Here is an 11,169-nt window from a genome sequence, read left to right as displayed (position 1 = left end):
GAGGGCCCGACTACACTTCGGCGTATCCCTCCCCCGGATCGAGGCCCTCCATGCCGCGTCTGCAGGTTGTTCTGTTGTGCCTGGCATTCTGGGCTTCCCAGGCGAGCGCGCTCACCCTAACCCCCGAGGAGCAGACCTGGCTGCGCCAGCACCCGCAGCTGCGCCTGGGCGTGGATGCCTCCTGGCCACCCTTCGAGTTCCGCGACGACCAGGGCCACTACCAGGGGCTCGCCGCCAGCTACGTGCAACTGATCAGCGAACGCCTGCAGGTCGGCATGCAGCCCAGCGAGCCGAGCAGCTGGAGCGAGGTCCTGCAGCAGGCGCGCGACGGCCAGGTCGACCTGCTGCCGGGCATCATGGCGACGCCGGAACGCAGCGAATACCTGACCTTCACCCGCCCCTACCTGGACTTCCCCATCGTCATCCTCGCCCGCAGGGATGGCCCCAACCCGGAAAACCTGAGGGCGCTGTACGGCCTGAAGGTCGGCGTGGTCGACCACTACGCGCCCCATGAACTGCTGATCGCCAAGCACCCGGACCTCAACCTGCTGCCCCTGCCCAGCGTCGCGGCAGCCCTGCAGGCACTAGCCACCGGGCAGGTCGACGCCTTCGTCGGCGACTTCGCCTCCAGCGTCTGGAGCCTGCGCCAGCTCCGCCTCGAAGGCATCCAGATCAGCGGCGAGACGCCCTACCGCTACCAACTGGCCATGGCCGTGCCGCGCAACGACGCGATGCTCGCCGGCATCCTCGACAAACTCTTCGCCGAACTCACCGGCGACGAGGTCGAAGCCCTGCAGGCGCCCTGGGTCGGCGGCCTGCTGGATAACCGGCCGGCCTGGTCGCGGCACCTGCTGACCATCGGCCTGCCGGTGCTGCTGGCGAGCCTGGCGATAGTCGCCGCCCTGGTGGCGATGAACCGCCGCCTGCGCGGCGAAATGGCGCGACGGGTGAAACTCGAACAGGCACTGCGCGACAGCGAGCAGCACTTCCGCGGCCTGGTCGAGAGCATGGCCGCCATCGCCTGGGAGATGCGCCTGTCGGAAAACCGCTTCACCTACGTCTCGCCCCACGCCCAGGAGCTGCTGGGCTACCCGCAGCACGAGTGGCTGACGCCGGGCTTCTGGCAACGCACCCTGCACCCGGCCGACGCCGAACAGGCGATGAGCTACTGCTTCTCCGAGAGCCGCGCCGGGCGCAACCACAGCCTGGACTACCGGATGCTCGCCGCCGACGGCCGCGTGGTGTGGATCCGCGACATCGTCACCCTCATCCGCCACGGCGACGAACTCATCCTGCGCGGCCTGATGATCGACATCACCGAGGCCAAGCGCACCGAACAGGCGCTGCGCCTGTCCGAACAGAAATTCGCCTCGGTGTTCCACCATTGCCCGGACATCATCGTCCTGGCCCGACGCATCGACGGGCGCCTGCTGGCGGTGAACAGCACCTTCGAACAACAGGTCGGCATCCCCGCCAGCGAAGCCTTGGGCAAGACCGCCACCGAGCTGAACATCTGGAGCGAACCGGGCATGGGCCCGCGCATGCTCGAACGCCTGCAGGGCGAGAACCTCAACAACATCGAGATCAGCCTGCATCGCCGCGACGGCGGCCGCTTCACCGCCCTGCTCTCGGCCCAGCGCGTGGCCCTGGACGACACGCCCGCCCTGGTGGTGGTGGCGCGCAACATCTCCCAGCTCAAGCAGACCCAGGAGCAACTGCGCGCCTCCGAGGAAAAATTCGCCAAGGCCTTCCATGCCTCCCCCGACGGCATGCTCATCACCCGCATCCGCGACGGCCTGCTGCTGGAGGCCAACGAAGGCTTCACCCGCATCACCGGCTATGGCCGCGACAGCGCCAGCGAGCGCTCGACCCTGGAGCTAGGCCTGTGGGCCGACCCGCAGGACCGCGAGCGCCTGCTGCAGATGATCCGCGAACGCTCGACGGTGCAGGACTTCACCGCCTTCATCCGCACCCGCGAAGGCGCCGCCCGGCTCTGCGAACTCTCGGCGCACCACATCGTCATCAGCGGCGAAGACTGCCTGCTGACCATCGCCCGCGACATCACCGAACGCCAACAGATGCAGGAAAAGCTCACCCTGGCCGCCACCGTGTTCGAAAGCACCGCCGAAGGCGTGATGATCACCGACGCCAGCCAGCGCATGATCGCGGTCAACCGCGCCTTCAGCGAAATCACCGGCTACGGCGAGGACGAAGTGCTCGGCCAGTCGCCGCGCCTGCTCGCTTCGGGACAGCACGACAGCAGCTTCTACGTCGCCATGTGGCACCACCTCAACGCCGAAGGCCACTGGCAGGGCGAGATCTGGAACCGGCGCAAGAGCGGCGAGCTCTACCCGGAATGGCTGACCATCAGCGCGGTGCGGGGCAACAACGGCGAAACCAGCCACTTCGTCGGCGTTTTCGCCGACATCTCCACGCTCAAGTACGCCCAGGCCCGCCTCGACTACCAGGCCCACCACGACCCGCTCACCGGCCTGCCCAACCGCCTGCTGTTCGAGACCCGGCTGACCACCGCGCTGAAGGAAAGCCAGGAAGAACAGCAGCTGGGCGCCGTGCTGTTCCTCGACCTGGACCGCTTCAAGCACATCAACGACAGCCTCGGCCACCCGGTCGGCGACCAGTTGCTGAAATCCATCGCCCGGCGCCTGCGCGAACAGCTGCGCGACATCGACACAGTGGCGCGCCAGGGCGGCGACGAATTCATCATCCTGCTGCCCGGCCTGCACCAGGCCAGCGATGCCGAGCACGTGGCGAAGAAGCTGCTGAACTGCTTCAGCCACGCCTTCGTCGCCGACGACAAGGAATTCTTCGTCAGCGCCAGCATCGGCATCAGCCTGTTCCCGGTGGACGGCAAGGACGTCGCCACCCTGGTGAAGAACGCCGACGCCGCCATGTACCGGGCCAAGGCCCAGGGCCGCAACCGCGTCGAGTTCTACACCCGCGAGCTGACCTTCCAGGCCAACGAACGCGTGGCCCTGGAGCACGAACTGCGCCGCGCCCTGGAAACCCACCAGCTGCAGCTCTACTACCAGCCCAAGCAGGCCCTGGACAGCGGTGCGCTGGTGGGCGCCGAAGCGCTGATCCGCTGGAGCCACCCCAAGTACGGCGCCATCCCGCCGGACCGCTTCATCCCCCTGGCCGAGGAAACCGGGCTGATCCTGCCGTTGGGCACCTGGGTGCTGGAAGAAGCCTGCCGGCAGATGAGCCGCTGGCAACAGAGCCACGCCGCCTTCGGCCCGCTGTCGGTGAACCTGGCCGGCGCCCAGCTGTACCAGCACGACGTGGTCGACCAGGTGCGCGAGCTGCTGCAGCGCTACAACCTGCACGCCCCCCGGCTGCAACTGGAAATCACCGAGAACTTCCTGATGCACCAGACCGACGAGGCCCTGGACACCCTGCATGCCCTCAAGGGCCTGGGCGTGCAACTGGCCATCGACGACTTCGGCACCGGCTACTCCTCGCTCAGCTACCTCAAGCAACTGCCGCTGGACATCCTCAAGATCGACCAGTCCTTCGTCCACGGCCTGCCCGACGACCCCCACGACGCCGCCATCGCCCGCGCCGTGATCGCCCTGGGCCGCAGCATGAACCTCACCATCATCGCCGAAGGCGTGGAACGCGAGGAGCAGGAGCGCTTCCTCGCCGAAGAAGGCTGCGACCAGGTCCAGGGCTACGCCCTCAGCCCACCCCTGCCTGCCGAACAATTCGCAGCCCGTTTCCTCACCCCGCTGCAGCCGATTGGCACTGCGCAAGGGACGCCGGTATAATCCGCCGGCCTTCTGGGGGCCTATAGCTCAGTCGGTTAGAGCAGAGGACTCATAATCCTTTGGTCCACGGTTCGAGTCCGTGTGGGCCCACCACTCTTAAATAGCCTGAAAGCCGCGCACTGCGCGGCTTTCACGTTTTCGAGCCCGGGTTTCCTGGAACGAGATCAGCGTTTCAGGGCGGCGATAACATGCTCGGGATCGTTGTGTATCGCCCTCAACAAGGCCTTGGCCGGACCTTCCGGCTCCCGCCTTCCCTGCTCCCAATTCCGCAGTGTGCCCAGGGCGACGTCGATCGCCTTGGCAAACGCCGCCTGCGACAGCCCCGTGGCCTGGCGGATGCTTTTGACCTGCAGCGCATCCACATGGAACTCGCGCGAAGGTTGACGCTCGCCGCGGTCGATCTCGTTCATCTGCTCCATGCTTTGAACGAGCCGGCTGAAGAGATTCTTTTCCATCACTGCCACCCTTTGTTGAGATCGCGGAGCACTTTCTTTTCATCCTCGGACAGGTCGTCCTTCACACCTTTCCTATAGATCAATAGCAGCCGAATCTGATGGGCCGCCATCATGTGGTAGTAGATCACCCGAACACCACCGCGCTGCCCTTTCCCATTCGCCTTCCAGCGTACCTTCCGGAGCCCGCCGGTGTGCTGGATCACATCACCAGCCTGGGGATTCTCTGCCAGGTACTGCTGAAAGTCCTTGTATTCGTCGTCGCCGAGCAACTCCCGAAGGTCTTCGGTGAAGATCGGCGTTTCGATGAAGATCATGCCGTCCCTTGCCCTCATGTACGCCATTGGCGTATTAAAACTATAGACTCGGATACCTATGACTTCAAGACTCATCGCCCCAGTTGGACGCCGAGCCGAATAGCTCGCGCAATCGGCTCATGAAATGAGCCGAATAATCGATTTATTCGGCTCACCGCCCAGGAAGACCTGCCATGCGCCCCGCTCCCCGCAGAAGTCGCGTGATTGAGCAGCGCCGGCTCAGCTCGACGACAGTTCCCGCAGCGCGGCGGTAGCCAGGAAGCCGGAGCGGGAGGCGTAGCGGTGGTCGCGCTTCACCCGCTCGTCGATGCGTTGCAGCAGGTTTTCCGGCAGGGTGGCGTTGAATCGCACGGCCTTGCCCAGGTAGGGGGTGACGTCGAAGTCGACCACCGCCCAGACACCGCCGGCATAGTCGGGGTTGGCCATGTGGACGTCCACTTCCTGCGCTTGCGGCAGTTCCTCGCCATCGGCTACCAGGCCCTCGAAGTGCAGGGCCAGGGCTTCCTGGACGTTTTCCAATGCCTGGCTGACGGTGGTGCCGGCGGAGAAGCAGCCGGGTACGTCGGGTACGGTCACGCCGTAATCCGAATCGGCGTCCTTGTGCAGGACCACGGGGAATTTCATGGCGATGCTCTCCTCTTTCGCAGGCGGGTGGATCATCGAAGGCCAGCCTGTCGCAGGATGCTGTTCACGGTTCCTATCGGCAGGTTGCTCCTGGGGTGGGGAACCGTTACCCGGCCCTTCTTGGTGAAGTGCCTGAATTGGTGGTGACTGCCTTTCACCTCGACCAGGTACCAGCCATCCGTACGAATCAACTCCATTATTTCTCGACTGCGCATCGTCCCTCCGCACAGCCTTGGTGTGTAGCCTACACACCAAGCGCTGAACTATCTACACACCATACACATCATGAGTTTCGAATTGCCGGCCTGATGCCGCCCGGCAATTCAAGGACGCGCGGCTTTGCGGATATGTGTGTAGGTTGGCGATCGCCGGAAACAGGGAAATTCCCTACTCGGAATTGGCGTTGCCGTCCTACAAGACGGCTGCGTAGCTTTCGCTCTGCCACGGATCAGACGTGGCCAGGTGTGGAAACCTGATTAACGAGCGGTCCACTCTCTCAGGGCGAAGTAGGCACGACGTGCCGGTAGTGCCCTGTACGCTGTGGCGGACCGTGCGAGGCGGGCGTTTGCCCGGCCGGCTTACTCGTTATCCGGTTTTCCACCCTTGCACGGTCCGCCTCCCTTCTCCGGATTGCCTGGGTGGCGGCTTCTTCGATGCAGCAAGGAGCGACAGCATGACCCTTTCTTCTACTTCCGATTCCGTTCTCGTCCCTTCCGTTTTCCTGCGCCATCGCCGGCCCCTGAGGGCGGTACTGATCGAGAACCAGGCGTGGTTCGTCGGGCGGGACCTGGCGCGGCTGACCAACAGCCATGTGTCCACGCGGGTTATCCACAAACTGGATGCCGACCAGCAGCGGTTCGAGTGCCTGCAGGCGGCTGGCGGAGAGGTGACGCGTGAGTGGCTGGTCAGCGAGAGCGGCGTTTATGCGCTGCTGATGGTGCATTTCTATCACCCGGAGAACCGGGGCTTGCGGCAATGGTTGAGCAATGAGGTGGTGCCGGCGCTGCGGGATGCGCGGCAGGGTGATCCGGATTTGCCGCGGCGGCGGGTGAAGCGGATGCAGGGGCAGCAACTGAGCGTGCTGGATTGGCAGGGGATGTTGTGGGTGCGGTTTGGGGATGCGGTGGAGTTGATGGAGCGGGAGGTGCGGCGGGAGTCGTAGGGTTGGGGGCGGTATTCATGGTGATGGGTATCGCTGCGCTCAACGCCATCCTACGGGGGTCAAGGTTGGGTCAGGTGCGGTTTTTAACTTGGGTTCCCTCTCCCCAGCCCTCTCCCTGAAGGGAGAGGGGGCTTGTCCGTGCCGAGAGAAATGATAGCTTCAGCCGGAACCTACCTGGCTAACCGGCTAACTCCAAAACGCCCGCATCTGCCCAACGGTCCCCTCTCCCTTCAGGGAGAGGGTTAGGGAGAGGGCTGCCGGGCCTCACTCTAGCGCCTAAGCCTTGACCGAGCCCCCGCCTTCACCGCTTCGCGATGATGTAAACCGCATGCACGATGCCCGGGATGTAGCCCAGCAGCGTCAGCAGGATGTTCAGCCAGAACGCCCCGCCGAAACCGACCTGGAGGAACACGCCCAGGGGCGGGAGGATGATGGCGATGAGGATGCGGATCAGGTCCATGGCTATTGCTCCTTGTAGCGGTATTCACTGACACCTGCATCGACCACGGCGGCCTGGCTGGCGTTCCATCCTTTTGCGCCATCGGCTGGACCGGGTGCCCCCGGCGGGCCATAGTTGTGTGCAGGCTTCGGCCAGTGCGTGCCGAAAAGGTGCAACCCCGCTCAAGCGCCCCTCGGGCGCCCCTCCACTCACCCGATGGCCGGCAAGGTCCGCTTCTTGCAGCGATCGCCGGGTATACGCCGCACCCGTCGGCATGGTCACCTTTCTACACAGTCCGTCGGCTTCGACCAATGATAGGTTGCACCCGGTTGCACCTTTTTCGTCCGACGTTTAAATTCTCGCCACATTTCCGCCGTGCCCACTTTCAATAACAGGTACAACCATGGCCACCACCACCCTTGGCGTGAAGCTCGACGACGCCACCCGTGAACGCCTCAAGCAAGCCGCCCAGGCCATCGAGCGCACACCGCACTGGATCATCAAGCAGGCGATCTTCAACTACCTGGAGCAGATCGAGGGTGGTCTCTCCCCCGCCCAGCATTCCGGCCTGGCCGCCGCGGCCGGCGGGGAATCGCTGGAGGCGCTGAACGAGCAAGGCCTGCAGGTGTTCCTGGACTTCGCCGAGAGCATCCTGCCGCAGTCGGTGCTGCGCGCCGCCATCACCTCCGCCTACCGCCGCCCCGAGACCGAGGCGCTGCCGATGCTGCTGGAGCAGGCCCGCCTGCCCCAGGACAAGGCCGAGGCCGCCAACAAGATGGCCCTGGGCATCGCCGAGAAGCTCCGCAACCAGAAGAGCGCCGGTGGCCGCCAGGGCCTGGTGCAGGGCCTGCTGCAGGAGTTCTCGCTGTCGTCCCAGGAAGGCGTGGCGCTGATGTGCCTGGCCGAGGCGCTGCTGCGCATCCCGGACAAGGCCACCCGTGACGCGCTGATCCGCGACAAGATCAGCAACGGCAACTGGAGCCAGCACCTGGGCCAGAGCCCGTCGATGTTCGTCAACGCGGCCTCCTGGGGCCTGCTGATCACCGGCAAGCTGGTGTCCACCCACACCGAGGCGGGCATGACCTCCTCGCTCAACCGCATCATCGGCAAGAGCGGCGAGCCGCTGATCCGCAAGGGCGTGGACATGGCCATGCGCCTGATGGGCGAGCAGTTCGTCACCGGCGAGACCATCGGCGAAGCCCTGGCCAACGCCGCGAACATGGAAAGCCGCGGCTTCCGCTATTCCTACGACATGCTCGGCGAAGCCGCACTCACCGATGAGGACGCCAAGCGCTACCTGGCCTCCTACGAGCAGGCCATCCACGCCATCGGCAAGGCCTCCCACGGCCGCGGCATCTACGAAGGCCCGGGCATCTCCATCAAGCTGTCGGCGCTGCACCCGCGCTACAGCCGCGCGCAGTACGAGCGGGTGATGGAAGAGCTGTACCCGACCCTGCTGGGCCTGACGCAGATGGCCAAGCAGTACGACATCGGCATCAACATCGACGCCGAGGAAGCCGACCGCCTGGAAATCTCCCTCGACCTGCTCGAGCGCTTGTGCTTCGAGCCATCGCTGAGCGGCTGGAACGGCATTGGCTTCGTCATCCAGGCCTACCAGAAGCGCTGCCCGTACGTGATCGACTACGTCATCGACCTGGCCAAGCGCAGCCGCCACCGCCTGATGATCCGCCTGGTGAAGGGCGCCTACTGGGACAGCGAGATCAAGCTGGCCCAGGTCAACGGCCTGGAGGGCTACCCGGTCTACACCCGCAAGCCCTACACCGACGTTTCCTACATCGCCTGCGCGCGCAAGCTGCTGGCGGTGCCGGAAGCCATCTACCCGCAGTTCGCCACCCACAACGCCCACTCGCTGTCGGCCATCTACCAGATCGCCGGGCAGAACTACTACCCCGGCCAGTACGAGTTCCAGTGCCTGCACGGCATGGGCGAGCCGCTGTACGAGCAGGTGGTGGGCAAGGTCGCCGACGGCAAGTTCAACCGCCCGTGCCGCATCTACGCCCCGGTCGGCAGCCACGAGACGCTGCTGGCCTACCTGGTGCGCCGCCTGCTGGAGAACGGCGCCAACACCAGCTTCGTGAACCGCATCGCCGACCACAGCATCTCGCTGCAGGACCTGGTGCTGGACCCGGTGCAGCAAGTCGAGCAGATGGCCGCCCAGGAAGGCACCCTCGGCCTGCCGCACCCGCGCATCCCGCTGCCGCGTGACCTCTACGGCGAAGGCCGGGCCAACTCCGCCGGCCTGGACCTGGCCAACGAACACCGCCTGGGCTCGCTGTCCTCGGCGCTGCTGACCAGCACCAACCAGGCCTACGTCGCCCAGCCGGTGCTCGGCGGCGACGCCCCGGCCCCGGCCGCTGCCGAGGCGCTGCGCAACCCCGCCGACCACCGCGACCTGGTTGGCCAGGTGCACGAAGCCAGCGAGGCCGATGTCAACAACGCCCTGCTCTGCGCCCAGGCCAGCGGCCCGATCTGGCAATCGACCCTGCCGGAAGAACGCGCCGCCGTGCTGGAGCGCGCCGCCGACCAGATGGAAGGCGAGATGCAGCAGTTGATGGGCCTGCTGGTGCGCGAGTCCGGCAAGACCTTCGCCAACGCCATCGCCGAGGTGCGCGAGGCGGTGGACTTCCTGCGCTACTACGCGGCCCAGGCCCGCGCCTTCGCCAACGACAGCCACCGCCCGCTGGGCCCGGTGGTGTGCATCAGCCCGTGGAACTTCCCGCTGGCGATCTTCAGCGGCCAGGTGGCCGCCGCCCTGGCCGCCGGCAACACCGTGCTGGCCAAGCCGGCCGAGCAGACCCCGCTGATCGCCGCCCAGGCCGTGCGCATCCTGCTCGAAGCAGGCGTGCCGGCCGGCGTGCTGCAGCTGCTGCCGGGCCGCGGCGAGACCGTGGGTGCCCGCCTGGTGGGCGACGAGCGCGTGCGCGGCGTGATGTTCACCGGTTCCACCGAGGTGGCCGGCATCCTCCAGCGCAACATCGCCGGCCGCCTGGACGCCCAGGGCCGCGCCATTCCGCTGATCGCCGAGACCGGCGGGATGAACGCGATGATCGTCGACTCCTCGGCCCTGGCCGAGCAGGTGGTGGTGGACGTGATCAACTCCGCCTTCGACAGCGCCGGCCAGCGCTGCTCGGCCCTGCGTGTGCTGTGCGTGCAGGCCGACGTGGCCGACCGCGTGGTGCAGATGCTCAAGGGCGCCATGGCCGAATACACCCTCGGCTCGCCGGAACACCTGAACGTGGACATCGGCCCGGTGATCGACGCCGAGGCCAAGGGCAACATCGACCGCCACATCCAGGCCATGCGCGACAAGGGCCGCAAGGTCTTCCAGGCCGCCCGGGTGAATGGCGACGTGCTCAAGCGCGGCACCTTCGTGGTGCCGACGCTGATCGAACTGGACAGCTTCGACGAGCTCAAGCGCGAGATCTTCGGCCCGGTGCTGCACCTGGTGCGCTACGAGCGCTCCGACCTGGACCAGTTGCTGGCGCAGATCAACGCCTCCGGCTACGGCCTGACCCTCGGCGTGCACACCCGCATCGACGAGACCATCACCCAGGTGGTGGGCAGCGCCCACGTCGGCAACCTGTACGTGAACCGCAACATCGTCGGCGCGGTGGTCGGCGTGCAGCCCTTCGGCGGCGAAGGCCTGTCCGGCACCGGCCCGAAGGCCGGCGGCCCGCTGTACCTGTACCGCCTGCTGTCGACCCGCCCGCGCGACGCGGTGGCCAACCAACTGGCCGGCGACAACGTGCAGGCCCTGGCCCGCCCGGCCGACCGCGAGAAGGCCCTGCAGGCGCTGCGCGACTGGGCGGCCAGGCAGGAGCCGGAACTGGCGAAGGTGGCGGACGAGTTCGCCAGCCTGGCGCAGAGCTACGCCTGCCACGTGCTGACCGGCCCCACCGGCGAGCGCAACACCTACACCCTGCTGCCCCGCGAGCGCGTGCTGAACCTCGCCGAGGAACGCGCCGACCTGCTGGTGCAGTTGGCCGCCACCCTGGCGGTGGGCAGCCTGGCGGTATGGCCGGCGACCCAGCGCGAGCTGCGTGACAGCCTGCCCAAGGAAGTGCAGAAGCGCATCGAGCTGGTCAACGACTGGACCGCCGCCGAAACCGCCTTCGACGCCATCCTGCACCACGGCGATTCCGACCAGTTGCGCGAGGTGTGCGAGCAGGCCGCCAAGCGCAAGGGCGCGATCGTCGGCGTGCACGGCCTGGGCAAGGGTGAAACCGATGTACCGCTGGAACGCCTGCTGGTGGAGCACGCCCTGAGCGTGAACACCGCGGCCGCCGGCGGCAACGCCAGCCTGATGACCATCGGCTGACGGGAAAGCGGCGCCCTACCCGGGCGCCGCCTGCGATACCCGCGCCCTTGC

The 11,169-nt window shown here is 66.3% G+C and carries 8 protein-coding genes and 1 tRNA gene; 4 read left to right on the top strand and 5 right to left on the bottom strand.

What is annotated here, in order from left to right:
- Positions 1-50 precede the first annotated feature (50 nt).
- A complete protein-coding gene (locus tag DK254_RS01680; RefSeq protein ID WP_109931763.1) occupies positions 51-3,785 on the top strand; it encodes a bifunctional diguanylate cyclase/phosphodiesterase in 3,735 nt (1,244 codons plus the stop codon).
- 16 nt (positions 3,786-3,801) lie between these two features.
- Positions 3,802-3,878 (top strand) — tRNA-Ile (locus DK254_RS01675).
- A gap of 71 nt (positions 3,879-3,949) precedes the next feature.
- Here DK254_RS01675 and DK254_RS01670 read toward each other — a convergent pair.
- The 4 genes from DK254_RS01670 to DK254_RS01655 all read right to left on the bottom strand — a co-directional run bounded on the left by DK254_RS01670 (position 3,950) and on the right by DK254_RS01655 (position 5,393).
- Positions 3,950-4,240: a DNA-binding transcriptional regulator gene (locus DK254_RS01670; protein ID WP_089392953.1), complete on the bottom strand. Its 291-nt coding sequence runs from the start codon at positions 4,238-4,240 to the stop codon at positions 3,950-3,952.
- Complete coding sequence (locus DK254_RS01665) at positions 4,240-4,554, bottom strand: toxin HigB-2 (RefSeq protein ID WP_089393007.1); 315 nt, start codon at positions 4,552-4,554, stop codon at positions 4,240-4,242. Before DK254_RS01665 ends, DK254_RS01670 begins: the two co-directional genes overlap by 1 nt.
- Positions 4,555-4,773: 219 nt before the next feature.
- Positions 4,774-5,178, bottom strand: coding sequence for a type II toxin-antitoxin system HicB family antitoxin (locus tag DK254_RS01660; RefSeq protein ID WP_089392952.1), 405 nt, complete (start codon positions 5,176-5,178; stop codon positions 4,774-4,776).
- A gap of 32 nt (positions 5,179-5,210) precedes the next feature.
- The gene (locus tag DK254_RS01655; RefSeq protein ID WP_109931761.1) at positions 5,211-5,393 is read right to left on the bottom strand and encodes a type II toxin-antitoxin system HicA family toxin; all 183 of its coding nucleotides are present in this window, start codon (positions 5,391-5,393) and stop codon (positions 5,211-5,213) included.
- A gap of 458 nt (positions 5,394-5,851) precedes the next feature.
- On the opposite strand from DK254_RS01655, the gene DK254_RS01650 reads away from it, so the two are divergent.
- Positions 5,852-6,340 carry a Bro-N domain-containing protein gene (locus DK254_RS01650; protein ID WP_109931759.1) on the top strand — a complete coding sequence of 163 codons (489 nt, stop codon included), beginning with the start codon at positions 5,852-5,854 and terminating at the stop codon, positions 6,338-6,340.
- A gap of 301 nt (positions 6,341-6,641) precedes the next feature.
- Here the strand turns inward: DK254_RS01650 and DK254_RS01645 are convergent, their stop codons facing one another.
- On the bottom strand, positions 6,642-6,800 hold the full coding sequence (locus tag DK254_RS01645; protein WP_009615518.1) for a YqaE/Pmp3 family membrane protein: 159 nt from the start codon (positions 6,798-6,800) through the stop codon (positions 6,642-6,644).
- 382 nt (positions 6,801-7,182) lie between these two features.
- Between DK254_RS01645 and putA the strand changes: the two genes are divergently transcribed.
- Entirely contained in the window at positions 7,183-11,118 is a 3,936-nt protein-coding gene (gene putA, locus DK254_RS01640) for a trifunctional transcriptional regulator/proline dehydrogenase/L-glutamate gamma-semialdehyde dehydrogenase (protein WP_109931757.1), read from the top strand.
- Positions 11,119-11,169: the final 51 nt, after the last annotated feature.

It is taken from the genome of Pseudomonas sp. RW407 (assembly GCF_003176655.1).
Classification (GTDB): Bacteria; Pseudomonadota; Gammaproteobacteria; order Pseudomonadales; family Pseudomonadaceae; genus Pseudomonas; species Pseudomonas delhiensis.
The sequence above is the reverse complement of the archived record's forward strand: the minus strand, read 5'-3'. Positions and strand labels throughout refer to the sequence as shown.

Bases quoted from the DNA above. Each gene is read 5' to 3' on its own strand.
- DK254_RS01680 (WP_109931763.1), top strand. From the start codon at position 51: ATGCCGCGTCTGCAGGTTGTTCTGTTGTGCCTGGCATTCTGGGCTTCC.
- DK254_RS01670 (WP_089392953.1), bottom strand. From the start codon at position 4,240: ATGGAAAAGAATCTCTTCAGCCGGCTCGTTCAAAGCATGGAGCAGATG.
- DK254_RS01665 (WP_089393007.1), bottom strand. From the start codon at position 4,554: ATGATCTTCATCGAAACGCCGATCTTCACCGAAGACCTTCGGGAGTTG.
- DK254_RS01660 (WP_089392952.1), bottom strand. From the start codon at position 5,178: ATGAAATTCCCCGTGGTCCTGCACAAGGACGCCGATTCGGATTACGGC.
- DK254_RS01655 (WP_109931761.1), bottom strand. From the start codon at position 5,393: ATGCGCAGTCGAGAAATAATGGAGTTGATTCGTACGGATGGCTGGTAC.
- DK254_RS01650 (WP_109931759.1), top strand. From the start codon at position 5,852: ATGACCCTTTCTTCTACTTCCGATTCCGTTCTCGTCCCTTCCGTTTTC.
- DK254_RS01645 (WP_009615518.1), bottom strand. From the start codon at position 6,800: ATGGACCTGATCCGCATCCTCATCGCCATCATCCTCCCGCCCCTGGGC.
- putA (WP_109931757.1), top strand. From the start codon at position 7,183: ATGGCCACCACCACCCTTGGCGTGAAGCTCGACGACGCCACCCGTGAA.